Origin of the sequence: Pseudoalteromonas sp. S3776 (assembly GCF_005886915.1) — a bacterium.
GTDB lineage: Bacteria > Pseudomonadota > Gammaproteobacteria > Enterobacterales > Alteromonadaceae > Pseudoalteromonas.
In genome coordinates, this window is the sequence record NZ_PNCU01000004.1 from 41,089 (window position 1) to 67,460 (window position 26,372).

Here is a 26,372-nt window from a genome sequence, read left to right on the forward strand (position 1 = left end):
TCGAGAGTTACTTTAGAGGTAAGAGAAAGCAGCCTGACAGTGTTTTGATGGTTGTGACTTTATTAACCTATTAAGTAGCTCATAACCTGTCACTCTTTCAGCTGTGAGCTACTACATTTAAAAACACTAAAACCTAGTGATGATGCCCGCCTTGAATCGCTTTACCTTGCTGGTTATAAAACCCCGTTGCGCTGTGTTCTATAAAACCAAGGTTGATCATTTTTGCTAAAAACGGGTCGTTTTCGTTATCGCCTATGTCGGCGTAGTCGGTGGTTTGAAAGCGATCCCACTTGGCAAACTGTGCGGTTATTTCTGCTTTATTGCTGCTTACATCATTTAGGTTAAGCTCAGTGTGAGTGTGGCTTTTATTATTCGTTACGCTAAAGCTTTTAACCAAGTTTGATTTAGTAAATAAAGCGAGTTTAAATTGGTTGTTACCCTCATTAAGTACGTAGTTTTTTACTTCATCGCAGCCTGTGCCTTGGGTGTTTAAAAGGGTCATTTTTTCGATTAAATGCGCATCCACCAGCTGGTTTTTAGCACTCCAATTTTGTATGCCACGCACCTCAGATGGCTGATACTCAATACCGCGTTGCTCAGCATTAAAATAACGAATTGGGCGAATTTGTTTGTTAGCTAAATGCTGCCAAAGCTCGGTAATAACCTCACGTTGATGCGCTACTTGCGAGCTATTGCGCCAAAGCGTTAGTGACTGTGTGCTTTGCTCATGGTTATGAGTATTCGTAATTTTATAGTCGGCTTTTAAATGTGCGCTATCAATATTACATTGCTGCGCTAACGTGCTGGTACTGGCAAGTGTTGCCATTAAAAATAATGCGAGTTTCATTAAATTTTCTCTTTTTAAACATCACTGTAATAGCTATACAATAACGACTTACAATGGCATTTTTATGACATAAAAAAACAACTCGCACACGGTACGAGTTGTTTTTAAACATACAAGTTAGCGGCTTACTGCGTTACTTTTTCGTCGGCTGTTTTAACTAAATCAGCCGCAAAGTCCATTACATGGAATAAAAAGCTTTGCTCATTAGTGCCTGTTACTAAATGAGCGCCTGGACCCATTGCGTATACGCCCACATCTTCACCTGCGTGAGTTTCTGAGCCAAGTGGTACAAGTGCCTCTTGGTGAAAGCCCGGTGCAGTTGTATCAACGTCTGATAAATCTACACGCCCAGTAACAGGTGCAAATGCATAACCCGCATCGGCATTAGTTTCATCGCCTAAATCTCTGTAGCCTAACCCATTGGTATAACCAACCGTTGTGTATGGCATATCGTCGGCGGCAAGACTTGGCTCGGTTTCGCCCACGGCCACCACTTTACCTAGTATTGGGTTGCCACGTTTAGGGTAACCTGCAATGGTAAATACGTGACTGTGATCAGCAGTTACAACTATTAGCGTTTCTTCTGGATTAGTATTTTCCATTGCCACTTTTACCGCTTTAGCCAGCTCAACAGTATCGTTTAAGGCATTAAATGCGTTACCCGCATGGTGCGCGTGGTCAATACGCCCTGCTTCTACCGATAAGAAAAAGCCATTATCGTTGTTATCAAGCACGTTAATTGCTTTTTCGGTCATTTGCGAAAGCGAAGGCTCGCCTGCTACATCGTTTGCGCGGTCGGCTTCGTATTGCATGTGCGACTCGTTAAATAAACCAAATATTTTAGTGGCATCATCGCTGATTGCATCAAAACCAGTTTGGTCCATAACGTAAGTGCCACTTGGATAAGTTGTTTGCCACTCGGTTACTAGGTTGCGGCCATCAGTACGGTCGCCTTCTACCGCACTGACTGCATCGGCTGAGTTTGCTGCTGCATCTTTAGGTAAAAAGTGACGACGGCCGCCGCCCATTACTACGTCTATGCCATCTACATCAATACCGGCAAAACGCGCTTCTAGATTGGCTTCAAAGTTTACCAGTTGCGATGCAATATCTTCACAGGCTTCTGAACCTGCTGGCATATCTGAAATATCTTCCCAGTTACGGTCAGCCGATTTAGCATACGTTGCTGCAGGCGTTGCATGGGTAATACGCGCCGTTGAAATAAGGCCGGTTGCTTTACCGGCTATTTCTGCAAGTTCTAGTGAGGTAACTAGCTCATTACCTTGGGCGGTTGAACAGTCACCGCGTTCAATGTCTTCATCTACACCAATGACACCCACATCGGTTTTAACACCCGACACCATTGCCGTCATAGTGCCAGCCGAATCCGGTGTTTGAGCATCTACGTTGTAGGTTTTAACAAAACCTGAGTAGGGCAAGGTTTCAAAGCTTAGCTGGTAGTCTTCACCTAAACCGCCTTCAAGCTGGCCTGCTAAAATACGTGCAGCCGTTACGGTAGAAATACCCATGCCGTCGCCTACAAATAAAATAACGTTTTTAGCTTTACCCGACTCTGTAACTACACTTGCATTTGCTTGCTGTGTTTTTTCAAGCTGTGCTTGTGCGCCGCTAAACCATGTATTACTGGTGAGTGATTCAAGTTGCTCGCTGGTAAGTGAGGTAGCTGGTGCGTTACACACTAAGTTAGAAGAGCTAACTTCGTCGCTATCTAGCACGCCGTCGCCGTTTGTATCTACGCCGGTTTGAGTTTCTACTCCGCCATTAACACATTGCTCAGAGCCTACGGCAATGGTGTTATCTACCGCGAGTATATTATTTTCGTCTTTGTCGTTGTCACTGCAACCTGCAAGCGCGACCATTACTGCTAAAGAAAGTGCTGTTAATTTGTTCATGTTAGCCGCCATTATTGCTGAGTTAGTTCAAGAGCTTGATCAATTAAGTGAAATACTACATTTTGCTCAATTACGCCTTGAGCTAGCTGTGCACCTGGGCCTTTTGCATGCAGCGAAATATCTTCACCAGCATGGGTTTCTGAGCCAAGGGGTACTGTAGTTTCTTGATGAAAACCAGGTGTAGTAGTATCAACGCCTGTAAGCTCAACACGTCCAGCAACTGGGCCAGTTAAATAAGCAGCATCGGCATCTGTTTCATCAACTAAGTTTCTAAACCCTAAGCCATTTGCATAACCTACTGTGGTGTAAGGCATGTCGTCGGCAGCAAGGCTTGGTGTGGTTTCGCCAACGGCAACTACTTGGCCTAAAATTGGGTTACCGCGTTTAGGGTAGCCAGCAATCGTAAACACGTGGCTGTGATCGGCGGTGACTAAAATAAGGGTTTCTTCTGGGTTGGTGTTATCTACCGCAGCTTGTACTGCTTTTGCAAATTCTATGGTGTCGTTAAGTGCGTTATAAGCATTGCCCGCGTGGTGTGCGTGGTCAATACGGCCCGACTCAACCGTTAAGAAAAAACCATTTTCGTTTTTACCTAATACGTCAATTGCTTTGCTGGTCATTTCACTTAATGAAGGCTCACCCGCTACATCGTTTGCGCGGTCGGCTTCGTATTGCATGTGAGATTCGTTAAATAACCCAAACACTTTAGTAGCGTCGTCAGCAATGGCATCAAAGCCTGCTTGGTCCATAACATACGTACCTTGTGGGTATTGTGTTTGCCACTCAGCCACTAGGTTACGCTCATCTGTACGATCCCCTTCTACCTCACTTACTGCATCCGCTGAGTTAGCGGCAGCATCTTTTGGTAAAAAGTGACGACGTCCGCCACCCATTACAACGTCAAGGCCGTCAACATTGGTACCTACAAAACGGGCTTCTAGGTTTTTTTCAAAATTTACCAGCTGCGAGGCAATATCTTCACAGGCAGTTTCGGTTTCTGGCATGTCTGAGATATCTTCCCAGTTACGGTCTGCCGATCTAGCATACGTTGCCGCAGGTGTTGCATGAGTAATGCGCGCCGTTGAAACAATACCCGTTGCTAGGCCTTTAATTTCAGCAAGCTCAGTGGCCGTTAAAAGCTCATTGCCCGCAACTGTTGAACACACACCGCGCTCTATGTCTTCGTCTACACCAATGACGCCTACATCGGTTTTAACCCCTGAGATCATCGCGGTCATGGTGCCTGCGGAATCGGGGGTTTGCGCATCTACGTTATATGTTTTTACCTGCGCCGAGTACGGAAACTCTTCAAAGCTTAAATAACCTTCTTCACCTAGCTCACCCGCGCGCTGACCTTGTAAAATACGTGCTGCGGTAAGGGTAGATATACCCATGCCGTCGCCTACAAACAGAATAACGTTTTTAGCTTTTGTTGTGTTTTCACTTTGTGCTTGAGCCGTTTTAACAGCTAACGTGGTTTGAGCATTGGTATACCAGCTACTACCTGTTTGGCTTTGTGGTAATACATTGGCATGGCTCGCTGTACTTAACATAAGCGTTAAGCCAACTGCCGCAGCAATTTTTTTAATTTTCATCCTTTATTATTCCCATAGTGTAGTGGTTGTTTTTGCTTGAAGCGTCTGCCTCAAATTAGTAACCGCAGCACTATAGAAAATAGATGTGACCTCTAAGCGTACTTTTAATGAAAAAAACATGACTAAAGCATTACAAAAATAAGACACAAAAAAGCGCAGCGTTTAAAAACGCTGCGCTTAGCACAATTTACACAGGGATAAATTTATAACATTAAAAATGCGCCTTAAACGATACGCCAAAGTAGCGCTCGGCATCACGTGGGATTTGATAACGGAAGTTGTCGCCACTGTAGGTTGTTGCGTAACTTTCGTCGGTTAAGTTTTTAGCAATAAGCGATACTCTAAATGCATCATCTTTAAACGATAAACCTACACTGGCATTTAAAATACCGTAATCAGGTAGTAACGCCGCGGGGTTAAACTCGCCTACATTATTTGGTAGGTCTGAATATTGCTCGTCGGTGTAAATGTAAGAGCCGTTAATGTGAATATTAAAGTCGTGCTCTGTTTCAATAAAGTAATCAGCACTTAGTGAGTATTTTAAATCTGGCGAAAAAGGCACATCTAAGCCAGAGCGATCAGTACATGAACCCTCAGCTACTTCTGCCGGACAATTAAATTCGTCAATTTCAGCCTGAATGTACGCAATACCCCCGGTTAAAGTAAGTGAGTCGGTAGCCGCCCACATAAAGTCAACCTCAGCACCTTGCGTGCTTACATCACCGGCATTGGTTAAGCGGGTAATACAGGTACCGTCTGAACAGTCAAAGTTATTGGCTTGAAAGCCTTCAATTTCGGTTCTAAATACAGCAAAGTTAAATACAAAGTCGCGGCTTGCGTATTTATAGCCAAGCTCGTACGCATCTGACTCCTCTGGTGCAATTTCGCGGCTATCGTTATCAGGGTTAAAGTTATAGTACACGTTAAAACCAGGGCCTTTGTAGCCTTGCGAGTAAGTACCGTAAACCATTTGGCCATCGCCTAAATCGTATTGCATACCTAAACGACCCGACACGTTGGTTTCTTCTGCACTGCCTGATTCATCAGTATTTAGTGCAGCTGAGCGTACACCTACACCGGTGCGACCAAATTCGTCGTTGCTGATACGGCGGTGTGTGTACGACACTTCATCGTCGGTGTAGCGAATACCAAACAGTACGCGTAAATCTTCAGATAAATCGTAAGTACCATCAGCAAAGGCTGCCCAATTGTTAAACTCGGTGCTCATATACGCGGTGGCCGATACAATATCGTTAGCATTACAGCTTACACCTAGGCTTTGCGTGTAAGTGTCTAAATCGGCCAATGCAGCATCAAGCTCTGCACCGGTTAAGTTATTTTGTGCGTAATACGCCATGGCAGCGTCTAGCTGGCCTGCGTTATTTTGACAACTCGCGTCACGGGTAAAGTTACGTTGCGAGTCCATGTTCCAGTAAAATAAACCAGCCACATAGTTAAACGGGCCTGCTAGGTTAGAGGTCACTCTAAATTCTTGCGAAAACTGATCCCACTGCTGTGCACCTAAGTCGTGTAATTGAAAGGGCGCGCCAAATACTGGCTCGTTACTGTCGCCAGCAATCGAGGTAAAGTCACCTTCGCGGTATTCGGTGTTATCCCACGAGCGCTGTGCTGTAATTGACGTATACGTGTAGTCGCCAATGGTTTTATCAACCTGTACCGAAAACGCGCTGTGTTCGTCAATCGTGCGCGACTCATAGTCGTGATCCACATTGCGCTGGTCTAGGTCTATATCGGCAACACCATCAACAATGCCGTTGCTGTTAGGCGCAGCTTGCGAATCTGGGTTACGGCCACTTGGTAGGGCTTCTAAATCGGCACAACAGTCGTCGTCGGCGTTATAAAATTCGGCAATAAATTTAACGTTTAAATCATCGCTTGGCTCGTATTTAAATACAGCACGTGCACCTTCACGGTCGTAGCCGTTTACTTTTTCATTGTTGTAAACGTTATCAATGTAGCCATCGAACTTACCTTTAAATACGGTTAGGCTTGCTGCTAAATCATCGGTTAAACCGCCACTTACCACACCTTTAAAGCGGTATTCGTTATCTTGATAAAATGAAGTTTCTACGCTGCCGGTTGTATCGTACGAAGGGTCTTTGGTTGTAATGTTTACCACACCCGCTGAGGCATTTTTACCAAATAAAGTACCTTGTGGGCCGCGCAGCACTTCAATGCGAGATACATCGTATAAATCGGCAAAAGCTTGACCAGAGCGGCCAAGCACCACGCCATCAACCACGGTTGCTACACTTGGTTCAGCGGCAATACTAAACGAAATAGTACCAATACCACGCACCGTTAGCGCTGAGTTACGCGTTGTTGTGCCTTTTCTAAAACTTACCGAAGGCACAAGTGACTGCAGGCCTTCCATGTTATTAGCAAATGCCGAATCTATCTGATCACTATTAAGTACAGACACCGCTAGCGGTACTTCGTTTAGGCTTTGCGTTCGTTTTTGTGAGGTTACAACAATTTTTTCAAACTTATCGCTATTGTTTTGCTCTGCTTGTTGTTCAGTTTGCTCTTGCTGCGCATGTACTTGCGGGCTTAGCGCTAAACCCGTTGTCATTACTAACGTGACTGCCAAGCTTAAGACGGACTTTTTAGCTCTCATGTCATTCTCCAAATTGTGCGTGTGTGCTGTTAAATTACCGCGCTAGCAAGTGTGTGGGTTGCTAAAAAGCGGTGCCAGAGTGTTGTAGTTATTTTCCTCATATCTCTTATGTCTTATATAAGAGATGTAAACTTAAACAAACTCATCCTTTATTGCAAACATTATGTGAATAAAATGTGATTTAAAATTTGTATAAAGAATATAAAGGCGCGTTATGCTCGCTCTAAGCCAATATGCGCCAAGCTGCTTGTGTAGCGTTTGTGCCACCGGCGTACGCTCCACCAGCTAAGCACAAAGGCGCTAGTCCAAACGGCAACTAAGCTCGGTACAAAGTAAACGCTGGTGCCACCAACAAGCCCAAGAGGAGAAAACAGTATGTACAGGCTTACAATTAAGCTCACCAGTACAATGGCGCAAGGCAGCGCGTATTTCCAAGGGCTTAGGTTTACCTCGGCTTTGCGGGTAAATTTCCACGGGGTGGCAAGGGGTTTGTAGTAACCAATACCTAACATAATGGCCAGCTCAATAAAAAATAATATGGCGTAAATATGGATAAAGTTAATGTCTACGTCCCACACAAATTTAAGCAAAGTGTAGGCAATAACATGAAATACAATCGCCACTTTAGCGCCCAGTGCAGGCACTTTACGAGTAAATAAACCCACTAACACAATTGTGATAACCGGAATGTTGTAAAATCCGGTAAATACACGAATTATGTGCCACAAACCTTCAGGGGCAAACATCAGTAACGGCGCAGTAATAAACGATAATATAGCAATTACAATACTGGTGGTTTTAGCCACTTTAATTAGCTTTTCGTCGCTTACTTGGTCTTTTTTCATTGGTTTGTAAACATCTAAACAAAATAATGTGGCAGCACTATTTAACAGTGAATTAAACGAGCTAAATACCGCACCTAGTAGCACCGCTAAAAAGAACCCAGATAAGTACTGAGGCAGTACATCTTTAACTAAATGTGGGTAAGCTAAATCTATGGTTTGTAAGCTTTCGTGTTTGTAAAGATGATACGCAATTACGCCTGGGATCATCATCATAAAGGGTACTAGCACTTTAAAGTACCCTGAAAACAACACGCCCTTTTGGCCTTCTACTAAGTTTTTAGCGCCCAGAGTACGCTGGATCACGTACTGATTGGTGCCCCAGTAAAATAAATTGGCGAGGATCATACCGGTAAAAATGGTGCCAAATGGCACGGGATCTTCACTGCTACCAATGGCGTTGAGCTTTTCGGTATCGGTGTTTACTAGGGTGCTTAAGCCATCGGCAAAGTTACCATCGCCAAGGGCAATAAGGCCAAGTGTTGGCACTAAAATACCAATAATTAATAGCCCAACACCGTTAATGGTATCTGATACGGCAACCGCCTTTAAACCACCAAATACCGCGTATATCGCGCCCACAGAGCCCACAATAATAATGGTGACAATTAAGCTTGCTTGGTAGCTTAAGTTTAATAAAGTAGGTACATCAAATAACCTAAGAACAGCGATTGATCCTGAGTACAAAACAGAAGGGATCGTTATAAAACAATACCCTACCATAAATAAGATCACCGTCATGCGGCGTACGGTATCGTCAAAACGATCCCGTAAAAATTCAGGCAAGGTAGAAAACGCGCCGGCTAAATAGCGCGGTAAAAAGATCAGCGCCATTATAATGGTTGATACCCCGGCTGTTACTTCCCACGCCATAGAACTTAGGTTGTAACCATACGCTGAGCCATTGAGGCCAATAAGCTGCTCGGCCGATAAGTTAGTGAGGATCATTGACCCCGCTATAAATGTACCTGTTAAACCACGCCCCGCTAAAAAGTAGCCGTCTTGGGTGTTAACTTCCCCTTTGGTTTTTTGGTACGAGATATATCCTACCAGCGCCATAAACGCCAAGCACGATAGCAGTGTCATGGTAATGTTCATACCTTCCATCTTGCGCCCCTTTTAGCTTACTTTACTCGGTAAAAAGTAAGCTAATATCTTTATTATTGTGTGTGTTACGTGTGTTGTGTGTGTGTTTGCTATTAACCGAGTTTTATTTTGGCCATGCTGTTAGCTGGCTCATGTCTTGCTCTGTGTGTTGAACCTCTGGGCCGAGCATGAGCGTATCGCCTTTACGAACAAATACGGCCATTTGTGTAAGCTCAAGTGTTTCTTCGTAATACTTACCGCCCTCGTAAGTTTGCCCGTCAGGAAAGCTCAGCCATTCCCCTTGCGGTAAGTAAAATTTAACTTTACCGTTTGGTACTACACATGGCACAACAAGGAGTTTTTCGCCGCACATAAATTGCTGATCAAAACGATGTGCCAGCACCTCATCAGGAAATGCCAGTGCCATGGCACGCTGAATAGGCAGCCCTGTTTGCTGCGCTTGCTCTGCACACACTTGTAAGTACGGAATTAACTGATAGCGTAATTTAAGCGCTGCAAATACGGCGTCACTTGCTTGCTCGGTGTATGACCAGGGTTCGCGTGGGCCAATACCATGTAAGCGCATATGCGCACTAAATACCGACGCTTGCGCCCAACGTACATAAAGCTCTGCATCGCGGGTGTCTTTGTAAAAACCGCCAATATCGGTTGCAAAAAATGGCCCGCCCGACATGCCCCACGCTAAGCTGCCGCGAATGCTCGCCGCTAAACCTTGCCAATCGGCCTGTGGGTCGCCGCCCCATTGTGCAGGGAATCGTTGGCTGCCAGTCCATGCAGATCGGCTAAACAAAAATGGCCCTGTTTTACAGTATTTTTCAGCGGCTTCATAAACGCAGCGGTTGTACAGCATGCTATAAACATTGTGTAGTCTAATGCCGCTGTCGCCACTGTGCGATACCATGTTTTCGTCTTCTAGCTGTTCGCCAAAATCTGCTTTTATCATATCTACGCCAAGCTCAAACAACGGCTTGTGCGACTCGAGCCAGTACTCGTAAGCATCGGGGTGAGTAAAATCTAAAATACCCGACTCTGGTAATGGCGTAAGTACTTCACCAAAGGGGCTTAAATCCCACTCGTATTGGTACGCTTTACCTGTGCGTTTATCTTTTATTAGCCAACCGTTTTCGGCCGCTTTAGCAAATAATGGGTTGTTTACCGAGATCATCGGGTATTCCCACACACAAATTTTAAAATCCATGGCTTTTAGTTCATCAAGCACAGGTTTTGGGTCGGCGTAACGTGTTGGATCCCATTCAAAGGCAAAGCGGGTGTCGGTGTCTTGCCATGCACGGCCATCAAGAGTTATTACATCGCACGGCATGTTTTTAGCGCGTACTTCGCGGGCTACACTTAATAGCTCGTCGGCGTCTTTGTAATATGCTTTTGATAAAATAACACCAAAGCTCCACTGTGGTGGCACCGGCGCAAAACCAGTTAGCTCGCAGTAGCGATTAATGCTTTGTGCAGGCGTTTGCTCTTGGTATAAAAATACATCTAATGCGTCGTCTTCTACTAAACACACATAAGCACGTTGCGACCAAAGTGCGTAACCTACGCCATGTGTAACGGGCGCTGGCGTGTGTACAAATAAGTTCCAGCCCTCAGGGCTCCAAGCGTATGGCGTATTTTTATATGATTTTTCGGCGTTTACACCCAGTGCATCATGGTTGTATGAGCGAATAAGTTGGCCGCGCTTATCAAGCTTGCCCCACTTTTCACCAAGGCCGTAAACGGCTTCGTCATAATTAAGCTCTAGGCTTAAAATCCAGCCGTTATCGGTTTTGGCCAGTGGCGGTAAACGGTGCTGGCGCACAAAGTGGCCATCGGTTGCTGATTGCTGTACTAACTTGTCGTTTTTATAAAGCTTAAAGTGAAACGGGTCGCTGTAAAATTCTAAGCGGTACTCACCGGCGGTGGCTGCAAAGCCTTGGTCTAATTTATTAAGTGATAGCGGTAAGTTAGAAGGGGTGGTGGTTAATATTTTAAACGTCTCGTCATGCGTGGAGCCTGCATTTAAACGTAAACCAAACTGGCTTATGGTAACGCTAACCTCGCCAAATTGGGTCGGTAAAACTAGCACATGGCCTTGTAATTTAGGCTCTGCAGTTAAGCGTGCTGGATCTATTGCGTTCCAGTCTGGCTCACGTAATTCAAATGCATTCATGGGAGTTCCTTAACCAATTATTAGTCTTGTATAAGACACAAGTTAAATAATTGTAATCCCCATGTCAACGTAAATAAACTCAAGTAAGTTTATTTACGTTACTTGCTGCAAATTCAACCATCAAAGATCAACACGCCCTTGATTTAAAATATACCCGGTGCCGATGTTGCCACCAGTGATACACCACTTAAACCAAGCAATGTTATTGCTATTATACGAATCCATTTTGCATCAACGTAAGGCGTTAATTTGCGAGAAAATTGCGTTACCAACAACACCAGCGGTATTGCCCCCGCAATTAAAAACATAACGTCGAGCTCGGGTAAGGTGCCAAATAAGGCAATACCAACACGAACTAAGCCACCAATGGTAAATACCGCAAGTAAGGTGCTACGTATGGCCTCAATAGACCAAGCTTGTTTATAACACTGAAACACCAGCGGCGGCCCCGACGTTGAAAACAGCCCGCCCAGCAAGCCACTTACGCCACCGGCAATTAAAAACGAGCCACGCCCGCTTTGTTTATTTGCTCTATCACGGCCAATTAGCATTAAGCCACAACATAGCAAAATACTAATACCTAAAATAAAGTTTAAAAATTGCGTTAAATGCGCCGACATATATTCAAGCAATATAAAACCTAACAGCATTAGCGGAATACCGGTATACAACATAAGTTTAAGCTCGGGCAGTTTTACTGCACTGCGGTTTTTTACCACCACAGTGGTTGAGTTAACCAAGCCTAATAAGCTGACTAAAAATGTAGTCGCGGTGAGCGGTAAAACATCTAGCAGCGTAAAGCTTGCAACCACCAACAACCCAAAGCCAAACCCGCTTAGCGTTTGCATTATGGTGGCTAGGCTTAGGCACAACGCCATAAGCAAGATGAGTTCTAACGAAATACTGAGCACTTTAAATATCCTAGATGTGCGCTATTGTAGTGTAACGATTTGTTTTTAGGCATAATGTAAAAACAAACTACACGGCAATAGTTCACAATTAATTGAGCTTGCGCAAAGCTGCGCAAAAGTTTTCACCTATGATATAAATACAGGTGGATTAAATTTAATGGTAAATAACAATGAGTAACTCTATGTTTGATCACAAATTAAGTGGCCCAAGCTTGGCTTTTCAACCACTTTACTTACAAGTGGCTGATTATATTAAACAGCTCATTGTTGAAAGACGCTGGGTGCCTGGCGAAGTATTACCAAGCGAGTTTCGCCTTGCTGAAGAATTTAACGTAAGCCAAGGCACTGTTCGTAAAGCGCTTAATTTATTAACCGACGATAAAATAGTTACTCGTCGCCAAGGTGTTGGTACGTTTGTATCTGAGCACACCGCGCAAGATGCCCTGTTTAGGTTTTTTCCGCTGCAGGCCGATGGCAAAGGCGCCGACCTACCTAAAGCCGAGCTATTGTCGGTTGAACTTTGTCCTGCACCAAAAGATGTAATCGATGCCCTGCAACTTAGTAAAAAAGACAAAGTCACTAAGCTTGTCCGCAGACGTATTCTCGATAACGAATTTTGCATGACCGAAACTATATACCTACCGCAAAGTTTCTTTCCTGATATACATCAAAGTAGTGATATTCCGCATACATTGTATCATTACTACCAAACCAAATTTAACCAAACCGTACATAAAACCCAAGACAGCATTAAAGCCGTTTTAGCAGATGAAACCGATGCTAAACTACTTGCTATTAAAGCCGGTGACCCACTGTTGTTGGTATCGCGCATTACCGAATCAATCGAAGGTAAACGCATAGAATACCGTTTGAGCAAATGCCGTAGCGATCACTACCACTACCAAATTGAACTTGATTGATACTGTTCAAATTAGCGCACACTTATTAAATATTTTTTAAAGGCAGCAAACGCTGCCTTTTTGCTGCCTGTAGGTTTTTAACCCCTTTCATTTATTCCTTACGCGTTAACATAGTGTTGACACTGTTAGATTCGTATAATAACTTATGTCTTATACAAGACCAAAGTCATTATGCAATTTTAACAGGAATTCCCAATGAGTTCATTAAATAACATCCCGCCAGTCGGGTTCGGTTTATGGAAAGTAGCACAAGAAGATTGCGCGCAAACAGTGTACCAAGCTATTAAAGCAGGCTACCGCCACCTTGATTGCGCATCAGACTACGGCAACGAAGAACAAGTTGGCGATGGCATAGCCCAAGCAATTAACGACGGACTTTGTACCCGTGAAGAATTATGGGTTACGTCAAAACTATGGAATACCTTTCATGCGCCAGAGCATGTAGAGCTAGCAATTGATAAAACCTTGAGCGATTTAAAACTCGACTACCTCGACTTATACTTAATTCACTTTCCGATAGCGCAAACGTTTGTACCAATCGAAACACGCTACCCGCCAGAATGGTTTGTAGACCCAGATGCACAAAACCCACAAATGGAGCTGGCAAAAGTGCCACTGCATTTAACGTGGCAAGCAATGGAAGAGCAAGTACATAACAACAAAGCAAAACGCATTGGTGTGTGTAACTACTCAAGCGCACTTATTCACGATTTAATGACCTACGCCACAATTAAACCCGCGATGCTGCAAATTGAGTCGCACCCATATTTAACGCAAGAGCGCCTAGTAAGGCTTGCCAAACAGTATGATATTCCGGTTACGGCGTTTTCACCGCTGGGTGCGCTTTCGTACCTTGAGCTTGAAATGGCCGATCAAACTGAGTCGGTGCTTGAGCAAAGCGTTGTAAAAGCTGCGGCGCAAAACCATGGCAAAACCCCCGCACAAGTTGTGCTGCGCTGGGGCGTGCAACGTGGCACCGCCATTATTCCAAAAACCTCTAAGTTTGAGCGCATGAAAGAAAACCTCGCGCTGTTCGACTTCGAATTAACCGAGCAAGAAATGGCGCAAATTTCTGCGCTTAATAGCAACCGCCGTTTTAACGACCCTGGGCACTTTTGTGAAGCTGCCTTTAACCGTTTTCACCCTATTTACGATTAGGATAATAACATGTCAGCTACCGAACTTAACTATGCCCAAGTGCCTACTCAATTAACGTTTGATGACTCGGTTTTTCCGTGCATCGTGGTTAATAACAATAACGCCAGCACCGTTGAAGAAGCGGTAGCTTTTATTCGCGCTCACAAAAGCGAGTTGGCTAAAAAACTACGCAGCTCAGGTGCTGTATTGTTTAGAGGCTTTCCTGTTGATAGCGCCGAAACCTTTGATACGTTTTCAGCGGGGTTTGATTACGACAACTTTACCTACCAAGAGTCGCTCTCTAATGCGGTACGTATTAACTTTACTGAGCGTGTATTTACCGCTAACGAAGCCCCCAAAGATGTAGAAATTTACCTTCATCACGAAATGGCACAAACACCTATTTCGCCAAGTAAGCTGTTCTTTTTTTGTAAATCGGCAGCTGAAGAAGGCGGCGCGACACCGCTTTGTCGCTCAGATAAATTATTTAGCGCATTAAAGCAATATGATAGCCAATTAGCCGATGATTTTGAGCAAAAAGGCTTAAAGTACACCACTTATATGCCCGCAGCCGACGATGCAACATCGGGTCAAGGGCGCAGCTGGAAAAGCACCCTAAGCGTTGAAACCAAAGACGAAGCGCATAGCAAACTTACCGAGCTAGGTTACGAGTGGGAATGGCTAGAAGATGGCTCTTTAAAAGCAATTACCCCTGTTTTACCCGCTGTACTTACCCTTGAAAACGGCGTACAGGTTTTTTATAACCAACTTATAGCCGCTTACATGGGCTGGAAAGGCGTACGCGAAAATCCATCGGTTGCTATTACCTTTGGCGATGGCAGCGCCATTCCTAAACAAGGGCTTGAAAAAATTGTTGAGCTATCAAAAGACTATACCTTTGATTTAGCATGGCAAGATGGCGATGTAGCCTTAGTTGATAACGAAATGGCTATGCATGGCCGTCGCCCATTTACTGGCGAGCGCAAACGCCAAGTACTTGTAGCTCTGACTGCAGCTAACGCCTAATGCAAAGCTTAACCAATGCGCTAAAGGTAAAAATTTCCCCATTATGGCAAGGCGCTAGTATTGCAGCAATGACTGGCCTTGCCGCTTTATTTTTAAGTGAACACTATGGCGCACCCGCTATGCTATTTGCCTTATTATTAGGCATGGCGGTGTCGTTTTTATATCAAAGCGACAGCCCATGCGCTAAAGGCATAGACTTTACCGGCACCACGGTTTTACGCGTAGGTATTGTGTTACTGGGCACTCGTATTGCGTTAGGTGATTTAATTACACTGGGTTGGCAAACCGCATTAATGCTAGCTGGCGCTATATTTACCACCATTATTTTAGGGGTTGTACTTGCCCGGGTATTTGGTTTGCAAAAGCGTTTTGGCGCGCTCACCGGAGGGTCAGTCGCTATTTGTGGTGCATCGGCAGCACTGGCTATTTCATCTATTATGCCCAACAGCGAGCATAAAGAGCGCGATACCTTACTGACTGTAATTGGCGTAACGGCTATGTCGACCATAGCGATGATTTTATACCCGATTGTGGTTAACTACCTTGAATTTGACGCCCACAACGCCGGCGTATTTTTAGGTGGCACCATACACGATGTAGCCCAAGTAGTCGGTGCGGGTTATTCGGTATCGCCCGAGGCAGGCGATATAGCAACACTGACCAAGCTAGTACGCGTGGCCATGCTGTTGCCTGTAGTACTTATTATGATGGTTGTGATTAACCACTCAAATAAAGGTAACCATGGCGAGCTGCCAAAAGTACCGGGGTTTTTAATTGGCTTTGTAATTTTAATGATTATAAACAGCACCTTTAACCTGCCAGCAATTATACTCGAAACTGCTAACGAGCTTTCTCGATTCTTTTTAATTGCCGCCATCGCTGCCATTGGTATGAAAACAAACCTAGGCAAACTCACCGAGGTAGGTTTAAAGCCAATAATAATGATTGTTGCCGAAACCATTTGGATAGCACTGTTAATACTTGGCTTTGTATTGTGTAGCTAAGTTGAGTAGCTAAGCATTAAACCTTGAGCGTATTGAGTGGATTGCCTACAATAGCGCATCACTTTTTAATAAAGATTAAAACCATGACCGATTCAACAAAACCAGCATTACCTGATCAGCTTTCTATCAACCCACGTAGCAAGCATTACGTAGAAGAAGTATTTGAACATGAAATTGGCGTAAGCTTAAATGGCAAAGAACGCTTTGACGTAGAAGAGTACTGCATTAGCGAAGGTTGGATTAAAATTGCCGCACCTAAAGCGCTAGACCGTCGCGGCCAACCTTTACTTATGAAAGTAAAAGGTACGGTTGAAGTATTTTATAAGTAAGCTAAACCTTACTTAAATAAGCGACTCTCCTACGAGATGTCGCTTTTTTTATACCTATTGAAAAGCAATGAGCTTTTTTCATGTAAAAAGTGATGAAGTTTCATTATGATTTTATAAAAAACATGGTTGAATAGCGCCATATTGTAAAATACACAAAGGCTTGTTATGAATAAACTCACTATTTTAGATGGCGGTATGGGACGCGAACTTAAGCGCATTGGCGCGCCTTTTACACAGCCACTGTGGAGTGCACAAGCACTAATAGAAGCCCCACATTTTGTAACGCAGGCTCACCAAGGTTTTATAGACGCAGGCGCTGAAATTATTACTGTTAATAGCTACGCTTGCGTACCCTTTCATTTAGGTGAAGCGCTATACCAAGCTCAAGGTGCAGCTCTTGCACAGCAAGCGGCGGTCATCGCAAAAGAAGTTGCTCAAAACGCTAAACAAAATGTATTAGTAGCGGGTTCATTACCTCCCGTTTTTGGCTCTTACCGCCCTGAACTATTTGAAAGTAAGCGCGCATTTACTATTTTAGATACGCTATACAAGGCGCAAGACGAACACGTAGATTTATGGATTGGCGAAACCATATCAAGCATTGAAGAAGCACACGTTATGGCAAGCGTACTTAAAGGCTCAAATAAGCCATGTTATTACGCATTTACTTTAAATGATGTGGAAAGCGAGCAAGCAAAACTTCGCTCTGGTGAGCTGGTAAGTGACGCTGTGGCAGCTTTGCTTGAACAAAATGTTGCGGGTATTTTCTTTAATTGCTCAATTCCTGAGGTTATAGAGCAAGCTTTTAGCGATACTAACGCGGTATTAGCCAAGCAAAATAAAAGCGTTATTTTAGGCGCATTTGCTAATGGCTTTACACCCATTGCACATGATTACAAAGCCAACGAAGGCTCACAAGCGTACCGCGATATTTCACCTGCAGAATACCTAGATTTTGCAAAAACGTGGTACAGCCAAGGCGCAAGCATTATTGGTGGCTGCTGTGGCATAGGCCCAGAATTTATTGAAGTACTAGCAAATTGGAAACAACAACTCGAAAGCACTTAAGCTTTTAGGACTTTTTAAATATTAGGGCTTATTTGTTATTACCCAATCAAGCCCTTGTATCGCTGTAGTAGGAAATGCGGTTGCATGGCTCGCCCCTTCAATAACAACGCTTTTTAGTTCAATATTATCACTGCTAAGTGCATTAATTTTTTGCGTTAATTGCTTTGCCCCTTCCACCATATTTTGCCCTTCACCAAAACTTGGGGTTTCCTTTGCCCCCACCGATATATAAACCTTAGTAGGCACTTTAGGTTTATTTGCTTGAAGCGCTAAAATTGCATTGTTATTAAACCAAACTGATGGGCTGCCAATTATATAATTGTTAAATAAATCGGGCATCGTAAATAAAATAGTGGCACCAAATAAGCCACCTAAAGAGTTACCTATATAGGTTTTATGTGTGTTACTTGCTCTGTAATTTTTTTGTATAAACGGCAGTACAGTATTTTTTAAAAATAGCGCATGGTTGTGAGCATTACCGGTTTGTTTTTTCCAGCTTTTAGCCTTACTTGGGGTGTAGTCTCTAATTCGGCTGTTGGCGCCTTTTGAGCCCTTTTCGTAACTAATGGCCACAATAATAGCCTGCTGCATTTTGCCACTATTCATAGGAAACCGTGTGGCGCCTGCCACAATAGGAAACGTATACGGTGCATCGGTTAAATAAATAACCGGATATATTTTTTCAGAGTACTTTTTATATGACTTAGGAAGCTGAATAAAAACAGGGTATACCCGGTTGGTCGCAGGCTCAGTGAGTTCTATAACGCTGCTTCTAGGGATTTGGTACGGGGTATTTGCGCTTAATTTAAAACACATTAAAGCGCAAAGTAACATCAGGGATTTTAAAGCAGTATTCATTAAATTAATTAACCTAAGCCAAGCATAATAAACCAATATTGGATGACTACTTTAACCCACTTATTACTTTAAGCTATTAAAAAATTTAAACTCCGAGCTTTGAAAGGCAGTGCTACACGTTAGTTGTTTGTAGCACTAACACCGCTACGCTACCTGATCAGACTCATCGCCTGAACACGGGCAATTATCATCATTTTGTTTAAGGCATTGTTGGTAATTAAACCAATGAGCCACAGCAATAAACGCTGAGCCTATTAAGGTTAGCGCTTTTTCGGCTATTTCATGCCCTAGCAATACCGCACATATCATAAAAGACAGCCCAATAACGCCACAAGCCATATAACGTTTACGCTTGTGCTTTTTACAGCCTAAGCTCAATGCTAATAAACTGGTGGGCAATACCGCCGCAAGAATCCATAAATGAAATTGTTCACTATCTATTTGCAGTACAGCAAAGCTTGGCAATAGCGCTAAAATAACCGGGGTTGCAAAACAATGTACTGTACACATTAACGATAACCCAATCGCCATACGATCCATAACACTTTGACTCGACTTCATTATTTCCTCTACTAAATTAGTGCCTCTACTTAAAAGCGTTACCTTTAAGGAGACATTTTAGTAACAACAGTTAATTACTATTGATACATTATAACATTTCTCGCATAATTGATATAATATAACATCTAACAAGGTAGTCAAATGAAACGTAGATCTCAATTAGCTGTTCTCATCGCAGCTTTATTACCAGCAAGTGTGCTGGCATCCACAATTGAAGGCGTTGTTTTAAACAATCAAGGTGAAATAGTTACCAATGCAACCGTAGAAGTTGAAGGCTCAGACCTTAAAGTAACCACCGACGAAAACGGTAAATTTGTACTAACCGAGCTAAAAAATGGCTTAAAAGAGCTTCATATTGTGGCCTCAGGTTATGCGCATCTTCATCGCGATATAACAATAATTAATAATGAAAACCAATCGGTTACGTTTAATTTAACGCGCTCGCCTATTGAAGTTATTGATATTGAAGCAACCCCTATTCATATGTCGGCAATGGAATCTGCCTCACCTGTTAGTGTTTTATCTGGCGAACAATTAAGGCGCCAACAAGCTGCAACACTTGGCGATAGCCTTGAAAAACTCCCAGGCGTAAATACAAATTTTCACGGTAAAGTAGCCAGTACGCCTATTATTCGTGGTTTAAGCGGCCCGCGTGTACTTATTACTCAAAATGGTCTTGATGTAAGTGATGTGTCGCGCGTTGGCCCCGATCACTCTGTTGCATCGGAGGCATCTACCGCACAACAAATTGAAGTATTACGCGGCCCAGCAACATTGTTTTATGGCAGTGGCGCGATTGGCGGTGTAGTTAATGTGGTAGATAGCCGCGTACCCACCGACAGCACAACGCGCGGCGAGTGGAACCTAGAGCAAAACTCGGTTGATAACCAAAAAGTAGCCTCGTTTAATGCCACCACAGGCACAGACTCGGTGGCTTTTTACGCCGATGCATTTTGGCGTGAATCCGACGACTACGAAGTGCCTGTAGCTGCCGATATAGATAGTGACGGTGAAGAGCATAGTGGCGATTACGAAGTTGAAAACAGTAATGAAGAGTCTGACGGTTTTACTGTTGGCGCTAGCTATTTAATGGATAACGGCTTTATTGGTTTAGCGCTAGAGCAATTTAACCGTCAATACGGCATTCCAGGCCATACACACGGCGAGGAAGAAGAGGAAGAGCATAGCGACGAAGAAGAGAGCGTATTTGCTGATTTAGACCAAACTAAGGTGCAATTATTAGGTGAGTACAACCTAGATAATAAATGGCTAAACAAAGTAAACCTGCGAGCCGGACACACCGACTACGAACACGCTGAAATTGAAGGTGGCATTGTAGGCACCACATTTAAAAACGAAACAAATGAATTACGTATAGACCTACTGCATAACCAATTTAATGAGTGGAATGGCGGCATTAGCTTTCATTACAAACAAAGCGATGTTGAAGCACAAGGTGAAGAGGCCTTTACGCCTCCATCAGAAACCGAAAGCTTTGCTGTAGCATTAATGGAAGAAAGGCACTTTGGTGATTTTTTAGTCCAAGTCGGTGGGCGTATTGAGCGTGTAACCATTGAAGCAAGCGACGTGTTACTGCCAAATATTGACGCTCATGCACACGATGAAGCAGAAGAAGCCGACGAGCATGACCACGACCATGAAGAAAGTGCAGAAACCACTCGCGTATTTGACGTAGAGCATGAATTTACGCCAGTCAGTTTATCGGCAGGCGTAGTGTGGGATTTTACACCTAACTATAATTTAGGGCTGTCGGTATCGCGCTCTGAACGTGCGCCTTCTGCCTCTGAGTTGTTATCGTTTGGGCCACATATTGGTACTGGCAATTACGAAGTAGGCGCACTATTTGATTTAGATGAAGACGGCCATTTGGGTTTATCTGATCAAGCAATAGATCTGGAAACAGCTAATAATATCGATTTAACCCTGCGTAAAACTCAAGGTGATGTTGGCTTTATTTTAAATGCCTTTTATAACCAAGTAGATAACTACTATTACCAAATAGATACCGGTTTATTCGCCGAAAGTGGACACGACCATGGCGATGAAGAAGAAGGCATTGACGAACACGACCATTCAGCAGAACTACCGGTTTATTTATTTAAAACAGACGATGTAATTTTACACGGGTTTGAAGCGCAAATTGCATGGCAATTAACCGATGAGTTTAAAGTAGATTTATTCTCAGATTACGTGCGTGCACGCCTTAAAAATGGCGGCGATTTACCACGTACACCACCGCTTCGTTTTGGCAGCGAGCTAAGCTATCAAACAGATAAACTTAGTGCGAATATTCACGTTACTCGCTATCAAAAGCAAGACCGTACTGCCCCACAAGAAACAGCCACAGACGGTTACACATTAGTTGATGCGAGCATTTCTTACGATCTTTCAATATTAAACCAAGATATGTCTGTGTACCTACAAGGTACCAACTTAACAGACACAGAAGCACGCGTGCACAGCTCGTTTGTGAAGAATATAGCGCCACGCCCAGGACGTAGTTTTGCGCTAGGTATTCGCGGTTATTTTTAAGCATTAAAAAATTATAATTAAAGGAAATAAACATGAAAAAACTATATCAATTAAAGCTTATTGCATTAGCAATTAGTACTACATTTATCACAGCTTGTGGCGATGCAGAAACCAACATTGTGGAACAAGATCCTATTGTGGTAGAAGATGAGCACGATCACGACGATGATGACGATCACGACCATGACGACGGCTTTACCATAAGCTCACTTGGCAGACTTGCGGTACTGGCTGGGGATAGCAACGAAGCGAGCTTTTTTGATTTAGACGATAACGCCCTGCTTGATACATTTGTATTAAACGATGAGTCAAATACGTTGTCGGCTTCGCCTGACTTTCGTTACGCTGTAATTACAAACCGAACTCAAGATTACCTAGGGTTTATAGACGGTGGTATGTGGCGCGAAGACCACGGTGAGCACTTACATGATTACGAGCAAGGCCCTGCGTTTAGCAGCTACGAGCTAACAAGTGGTAGCCGCCCTACACACTTAATGACCCACGACGGTCAATTAGCCATATTTTACGATGGCGATGCAGAGTCAGGTGCGCCTGCATCGGTTGAAGTATTAACTGATAGCGATATCACTAACGCAACGCCAACACTCCCTGGTATTAGCTACGATATAAATATGCACGGTGTAGCTGAGCCTCGAGGCGAGCATTTGCTATCAACTATTCGTCGCGACGATACAGAAAACACATCGGTTGCTAAGGTACTGCCAGATCAAGTAGGTGTTTATCATTTTCATGATGGTGAATACGAGCTTGAACAAACCTTAGAGCTTACGTGCCCTGATTTACACGGTGCTGCACAAAACCATGACTATGTTGTATTTGGTTGTGGTGATGGTGTGCTAATAGCCCATCAACAAGATGATGTATACGAAGCTGAAAAAGTAGCAAATATAGAAGCGGTAGGCACTGAACGCATTGGTACTTTATATGGCCACGAAAATAGCGACACTATTTTTGGTATTGCCGCAGGACACGATGGCAGTGGCTCAGTATTACTGAGTATTCATCCTGAAAATGCCGAAATGGAAGAAGTAGAATGGCAACTAGCCGATGGCGCAAGTGCTGTATCTTATTCTTTCTCAGCCAGTGGTGAACACTTTTTAGTGCTCGACAGCTTAGGCTTTTTAAATGTACTTACGGGGCATGACCATGATGGCGAAATGCACTGGGAACTTGCAGGCCAAGTTGATATTACCGAACAAGATGTATCAACCATGCCAGAGGGTATGAGCTTTAGCATGACAGTGGCGCAAAATGGTCAATTTGCTTATGTAGCCGACCCTATTGCTCAGCACGTAGTGCAAGTACACCTTGAAGATTTAGAAATTGAAAGTGAGGTTGAGCTTACTTTTGCTCCTAGTGCAATTACTTGGCTTGGTATTGCGCAAGAGGAAGAAGAAGACGATCACGACCACTAATTTCACTCTTTAAAAAGAGTACTCCCTTGAAGGTTGGCGTTTTAATGCCAACCTTTTTTTATTCACATTTTGTAACAGACCTTTTATCGCAAGTGCATCGCTATTTATAACCTGATTGTTATGATGTAACCGCTTTTAATATAGGATGTAATCCCATGAAAAAACTAACAACATTGGCTCTTGCCTTGGCTGCGGTTATTGCACCGAGTGTATCGGCCTATGAAACTAAAGACACTCGCTTACTACGCTTTCCAGATATTCATAACCAAAACGTGACCTTTGTTTACAGTGGCGATATTTATATTGCTGATACACAAACAGGGCAAAGCAAACGTTTAACCGACCACATTGGCTTTGAAACATTTCCTAAATTTTCTCCTGATGGTAAACGCATTGCGTTTTCAGCCGAATATAACGGCAGCCGCCAAATTTATGTAATTAACAGCGATGGCTCAGGCCTAAAGCAACTTACCTACTATAACGATGTTGGTCCAATGCCACCGCGTGGTGGTTTTGATTACCGCGTTTTAGATTGGACAGCCGATGGCAAAAATGTAGTGTTTAGAGCTAACCGCACCCCGTGGGGCAAGCGTATGGGCCGCCCTTATATGGTACCAGCCGACGGCGGGCTTGAGCAGCCTTTAGCTATTCCAGAAACCGGCGGCGGTATGCTCTCCCCTGATGGTAGCAAGTATGTTTATACACCCATTGACCGTGAGTTTCGCACCTGGAAACGTACCCGTGGCGGGCGTGCGCAAGATGTATGGGTTTACGATTTAGAAAATAACACCTCAGAGCAACTTACCACTAACCGTGCTACCGACCAGCAACCTACCTGGGTTGGCGATAATATTTATTTTGTATCTGATCGTGATTACACATTAAACCTTTACCAATACCGCAAAGGCAGTGAGCCTAAAAAGCTTACAAACTATGAAAACTTTGACGTGCTTTGGCCATCAGCGGGCCCTAATGCGGTTGTGTATGAAAACGGCGGTTACTTGTATCGCTTTGACGCAAAAACACAAAAAAGCACTAAGCTGAGCATTAACATTGCAGGCGTACGCCAATACGCCATGCCTTACAGCAAAAATGTAAGCGACTTTATTGATTCTATGTCGATTTCTCACGATGGCAAACGTGCTGTATTTACAGCCCGTGGCGAGCTATTTAGCGTACCTGTTAAACAAGGCCCTACGCGTAACTTATCGTACACAGATAAGAGCCGCGAAATAGACGCAAGCTGGTCGCCAAATGGGCGTTACATTGCTTACATGAGTGATGAGACTGGCGAGTACGAAATTTACTTAAAAGATCGCAGTAAAAATAATGCCATTAAACAACTTACTAGTAATGGCACTATTTGGCGCTTTACGCCTATTTGGTCACCCGATAGCACTAAGCTGTTGTTTGCAGATAAAAACCACACACTGTGGTGGTTAGATGCAAAATCAGGCAAGCAACACAAAATTGATACCGGCATTTACGACGAAGACGGCATTACTCAATATACGTGGTCGCCTAACAGCCAAGATATTGTGTATGTTAAAAATAACGAAAACCGTTATGCATCGCTATGGCACTACAACCTTAAAAAGAAAAAGGTAACGCGCCTAACAGACGAAATGAGTAATGAGCAAAACCCAACCTTTTCGCCAGACGGCCAATACCTTTACTTTAGCTCTGAGCGCGACTTTAACCTTGCGTTTAGCAGCTACGAGTTTGACTACATGTTTAACCGCGCCACCCGCATTTATGCGGCCGCTGTAAACAACAGCGTTAAACCACTTATTGCCTTACAAAGTGACGAAACCACAATTGTAAAAGACAATGACGACGAAAAAGAAGACGACAAAAAAGTTAAAAACGCACTGCAAAGCAGCGACTTTATGCAGCGTGTTACCGCACTTAATGCACCCGCGGGCAATTACCGTGGCTTAACCGCAGTAAAAGGCGGCGTGCTTACACTTGCCAATGGTGGTTTACAACTTATAGGCACCGAGCACGATAGCGAGCTAGAAACAGTCGCTAAAGGTGTTAGCAATTACACTACATCGAGCAACAGCGAGCACCTGCTTGTACATACAAGTGGCGGCTACAGCTTAATTGAGCCTAAACCAAAGCAAGACCTAGACGCCAATAAGCTCGATTTAAGCAAAATGACGCTTAAAATTGACCCGCAAGCTGAGTGGCAACAAATGTACGTAGAAGGCTGGCGCACCCTGCGCGACTGGTTCTACGACGAAAACCACCACGGTCAAGATTGGGATGCTATTTTAGCTAAATACCAACCTATGGCTGATGCTATTAGCCACCGTAGCGACCTTGATTATGTACTGAGTGAAATTGCTGGCGAAATTAACTCAGGCCATATTTACGTGCAATCGGGCGATATGCCAAAAGCCGAACGTAAAAAACACGGCTTATTAGGCGCTAAGCTTGCAAGCGATCCATCGGGTTATGTAAAAATAGAGCAAATTTTCAAAGGTGAAAACTGGCATGACGATTTCCGCTCACCACTGGGGACTACAGGCGTAAAAGCACATAACGGCGATTACATAATTGCGGTAAACGGCCGCTCGGTTAAAGACGTTGCTAACTTTTACGAACTCCTTGAAAACACCCAAGGCGAGCAAGTAGAGCTGGTGCTAAACAGCAAGCCGCGTAGCAAAGGCGCATGGCAAGTAACTGTAAAACCAGTAGCCAGTGAGCAAGGTTTACGTTATTTAGAGTGGGTTAACTCGCGTGCAGCCTACGTTAATAAGTTATCAAATGGGCGCATTGGCTACGTACATCTACCAAATACCGCGTATGAAGGTAACCGCGCCATGTTTAAAAACTACATGCCGCAAACCACTAAAGACGCTATGATTATTGATGACCGATACAACGGTGGTGGCTTTATTCCTGAGCACATGATCACCTGGCTTGCACGTAAACCACTTAATTATTGGAAACGCCGAGGCACCGAGCCGACTAAAACGCCACAGTTTGCACACGACGGTCCTAAAGCAATGCTAATAAATGGCTATTCAAGTTCAGGCGGTGATGCAATTCCTTACTACTTCCGCCAAGCGGGTTTAGGTAAGCTAATTGGTACGCGTACATGGGGTGGCTTAATTGGCATTTCTGGTAACCCTAGCCTTGTAGATGGCGGGCAAGTCATTGCGGCTACTTTCCGTATTTTAGATACCCAAGGTAACTGGATTATAGAAAACGAAGGCGTTGCACCTGATATTAAAGTGGTTGACCGCCCAGAGCTTATTTATAAAGGCCAAGATCCATCAATAGAACGCGCTGTACAAGAGTTATTGAAGGAGCTTAAAGCAAACTCTAAGCAACCTTTAGTGGTGCCACCAGCACCGTCTAAATTTTAATTTTCTGTATAGCAATATTAGCTAATAAAAAACCCTGCAAATTTGCAGGGTTTTTATTTAAAACGGTTATACCAGTCGTGTTAGGT

General features: G+C 43.8%; 18 protein-coding genes. 9 read left to right on the plus strand and 9 right to left on the minus strand.

Annotation, left to right across the window (positions count from 1 at the left end; all coding sequences use genetic code 11):
* Positions 1 to 133: 133 nt before the first annotated feature.
* The 7 genes from CWC16_RS03230 to CWC16_RS03260 all read right to left on the minus strand — a co-directional run bounded on the left by CWC16_RS03230 (position 134) and on the right by CWC16_RS03260 (position 12,017).
* On the minus strand, positions 134 to 847 hold the full coding sequence (locus CWC16_RS03230; protein ID WP_138540481.1) for a hypothetical protein: 714 nt from the start codon (positions 845 to 847) through the stop codon (positions 134 to 136).
* 125 nt (positions 848 to 972) lie between these two features.
* Positions 973 to 2,760, minus strand: a complete 1,788-nt coding sequence (locus tag CWC16_RS03235) for an alkaline phosphatase (protein WP_138540482.1) — start codon at positions 2,758 to 2,760, stop codon at positions 973 to 975.
* Positions 2,761 to 2,771: 11 nt separating this feature from the next.
* Positions 2,772 to 4,355 carry an alkaline phosphatase gene (locus CWC16_RS03240; RefSeq protein ID WP_138540483.1) on the minus strand — a complete coding sequence of 528 codons (1,584 nt, stop codon included), beginning with the start codon at positions 4,353 to 4,355 and terminating at the stop codon, positions 2,772 to 2,774.
* 211 nt (positions 4,356 to 4,566) lie between these two features.
* Positions 4,567 to 6,993 (minus strand): TonB-dependent receptor, encoded by a 2,427-nt coding sequence (locus CWC16_RS03245; protein ID WP_138540484.1) that lies wholly within the window; start codon positions 6,991 to 6,993, stop codon positions 4,567 to 4,569.
* Between the two features lie 212 nt (positions 6,994 to 7,205).
* Positions 7,206 to 8,942, minus strand: a complete 1,737-nt coding sequence (locus tag CWC16_RS03250; RefSeq protein ID WP_171037622.1) for a solute:sodium symporter family transporter — start codon at positions 8,940 to 8,942, stop codon at positions 7,206 to 7,208.
* A 103-nt stretch (positions 8,943 to 9,045) separates the two neighbouring features.
* A complete protein-coding gene (locus CWC16_RS03255; protein ID WP_138540485.1) occupies positions 9,046 to 11,106 on the minus strand; it encodes a glycoside hydrolase family 31 protein in 2,061 nt (686 codons plus the stop codon).
* Between the two features lie 143 nt (positions 11,107 to 11,249).
* Positions 11,250 to 12,017, minus strand: coding sequence for a sulfite exporter TauE/SafE family protein (locus CWC16_RS03260; protein WP_249929180.1), 768 nt, complete (start codon positions 12,015 to 12,017; stop codon positions 11,250 to 11,252).
* Between the two features lie 170 nt (positions 12,018 to 12,187).
* On the opposite strand from CWC16_RS03260, the gene CWC16_RS03265 reads away from it, so the two are divergent.
* The 6 genes from CWC16_RS03265 (at position 12,188) to CWC16_RS03290 (ending at position 17,501) form a co-directional block, all read left to right on the plus strand.
* Positions 12,188 to 12,937, plus strand: a complete 750-nt coding sequence (locus tag CWC16_RS03265; protein ID WP_138540486.1) for a GntR family transcriptional regulator — start codon at positions 12,188 to 12,190, stop codon at positions 12,935 to 12,937.
* A gap of 195 nt (positions 12,938 to 13,132) precedes the next feature.
* Positions 13,133 to 14,095 carry an aldo/keto reductase gene (locus tag CWC16_RS03270; protein ID WP_138540487.1) on the plus strand — a complete coding sequence of 321 codons (963 nt, stop codon included), beginning with the start codon at positions 13,133 to 13,135 and terminating at the stop codon, positions 14,093 to 14,095.
* Positions 14,096 to 14,104: 9 nt separating this feature from the next.
* Entirely contained in the window at positions 14,105 to 15,100 is a 996-nt protein-coding gene (locus CWC16_RS03275; protein WP_138540488.1) for a TauD/TfdA family dioxygenase, read from the plus strand.
* A complete protein-coding gene (locus CWC16_RS03280) occupies positions 15,100 to 16,104 on the plus strand; it encodes a YeiH family protein (protein WP_138540489.1) in 1,005 nt (334 codons plus the stop codon). Before CWC16_RS03275 ends, CWC16_RS03280 begins: the two co-directional genes overlap by 1 nt.
* 83 nt (positions 16,105 to 16,187) lie before the next feature.
* Positions 16,188 to 16,433, plus strand: coding sequence for a DUF3297 family protein (locus tag CWC16_RS03285; protein WP_004586033.1), 246 nt, complete (start codon positions 16,188 to 16,190; stop codon positions 16,431 to 16,433).
* A gap of 165 nt (positions 16,434 to 16,598) precedes the next feature.
* Entirely contained in the window at positions 16,599 to 17,501 is a 903-nt protein-coding gene (locus tag CWC16_RS03290; RefSeq protein WP_138540490.1) for a homocysteine S-methyltransferase family protein, read from the plus strand.
* 21 nt (positions 17,502 to 17,522) lie between these two features.
* Here CWC16_RS03290 and CWC16_RS03295 read toward each other — a convergent pair whose 3' ends face one another.
* Positions 17,523 to 18,359, minus strand: coding sequence for an alpha/beta hydrolase (locus CWC16_RS03295; RefSeq protein WP_138540491.1), 837 nt, complete (start codon positions 18,357 to 18,359; stop codon positions 17,523 to 17,525).
* A 144-nt stretch (positions 18,360 to 18,503) separates the two neighbouring features.
* Positions 18,504 to 18,920 (minus strand): MerC domain-containing protein, encoded by a 417-nt coding sequence (locus CWC16_RS03300; RefSeq protein ID WP_138540492.1) that lies wholly within the window; start codon positions 18,918 to 18,920, stop codon positions 18,504 to 18,506.
* A gap of 141 nt (positions 18,921 to 19,061) precedes the next feature.
* Between CWC16_RS03300 and CWC16_RS03305 the strand changes: the two genes are divergently transcribed.
* From CWC16_RS03305 to CWC16_RS03315, 3 genes are all read left to right on the plus strand, one after another.
* Complete coding sequence (locus CWC16_RS03305; protein WP_138540493.1) at positions 19,062 to 21,473, plus strand: TonB-dependent receptor; 2,412 nt, start codon at positions 19,062 to 19,064, stop codon at positions 21,471 to 21,473.
* A gap of 32 nt (positions 21,474 to 21,505) precedes the next feature.
* A complete protein-coding gene (locus CWC16_RS03310; protein ID WP_138540494.1) occupies positions 21,506 to 22,909 on the plus strand; it encodes a 5-methyltetrahydrofolate--homocysteine methyltransferase in 1,404 nt (467 codons plus the stop codon).
* Positions 22,910 to 23,064: 155 nt separating this feature from the next.
* Positions 23,065 to 26,286, plus strand: a complete 3,222-nt coding sequence (locus CWC16_RS03315; protein WP_138540495.1) for a S41 family peptidase — start codon at positions 23,065 to 23,067, stop codon at positions 26,284 to 26,286.
* The last annotated feature ends 86 nt before the right edge of the window (positions 26,287 to 26,372 follow it).

Bases quoted from the DNA above. Each gene is read 5' to 3' on its own strand.
- CWC16_RS03230 (WP_138540481.1), bottom strand. From the start codon at position 847: ATGAAACTCGCATTATTTTTAATGGCAACACTTGCCAGTACCAGCACG.
- CWC16_RS03235 (WP_138540482.1), bottom strand. From the start codon at position 2,760: ATGAACAAATTAACAGCACTTTCTTTAGCAGTAATGGTCGCGCTTGCA.
- CWC16_RS03240 (WP_138540483.1), bottom strand. From the start codon at position 4,355: ATGAAAATTAAAAAAATTGCTGCGGCAGTTGGCTTAACGCTTATGTTA.
- CWC16_RS03245 (WP_138540484.1), bottom strand. From the start codon at position 6,993: ATGAGAGCTAAAAAGTCCGTCTTAAGCTTGGCAGTCACGTTAGTAATG.
- CWC16_RS03250 (WP_171037622.1), bottom strand. From the start codon at position 8,942: ATGGAAGGTATGAACATTACCATGACACTGCTATCGTGCTTGGCGTTT.
- CWC16_RS03255 (WP_138540485.1), bottom strand. From the start codon at position 11,106: ATGAATGCATTTGAATTACGTGAGCCAGACTGGAACGCAATAGATCCA.
- CWC16_RS03265 (WP_138540486.1), top strand. From the start codon at position 12,188: ATGAGTAACTCTATGTTTGATCACAAATTAAGTGGCCCAAGCTTGGCT.
- CWC16_RS03270 (WP_138540487.1), top strand. From the start codon at position 13,133: ATGAGTTCATTAAATAACATCCCGCCAGTCGGGTTCGGTTTATGGAAA.
- CWC16_RS03275 (WP_138540488.1), top strand. From the start codon at position 14,105: ATGTCAGCTACCGAACTTAACTATGCCCAAGTGCCTACTCAATTAACG.
- CWC16_RS03280 (WP_138540489.1), top strand. From the start codon at position 15,100: ATGCAAAGCTTAACCAATGCGCTAAAGGTAAAAATTTCCCCATTATGG.
- CWC16_RS03285 (WP_004586033.1), top strand. From the start codon at position 16,188: ATGACCGATTCAACAAAACCAGCATTACCTGATCAGCTTTCTATCAAC.
- CWC16_RS03290 (WP_138540490.1), top strand. From the start codon at position 16,599: ATGAATAAACTCACTATTTTAGATGGCGGTATGGGACGCGAACTTAAG.
- CWC16_RS03295 (WP_138540491.1), bottom strand. From the start codon at position 18,359: ATGAATACTGCTTTAAAATCCCTGATGTTACTTTGCGCTTTAATGTGT.
- CWC16_RS03300 (WP_138540492.1), bottom strand. From the start codon at position 18,920: ATGAAGTCGAGTCAAAGTGTTATGGATCGTATGGCGATTGGGTTATCG.
- CWC16_RS03305 (WP_138540493.1), top strand. From the start codon at position 19,062: ATGAAACGTAGATCTCAATTAGCTGTTCTCATCGCAGCTTTATTACCA.
- CWC16_RS03310 (WP_138540494.1), top strand. From the start codon at position 21,506: ATGAAAAAACTATATCAATTAAAGCTTATTGCATTAGCAATTAGTACT.
- CWC16_RS03315 (WP_138540495.1), top strand. From the start codon at position 23,065: ATGAAAAAACTAACAACATTGGCTCTTGCCTTGGCTGCGGTTATTGCA.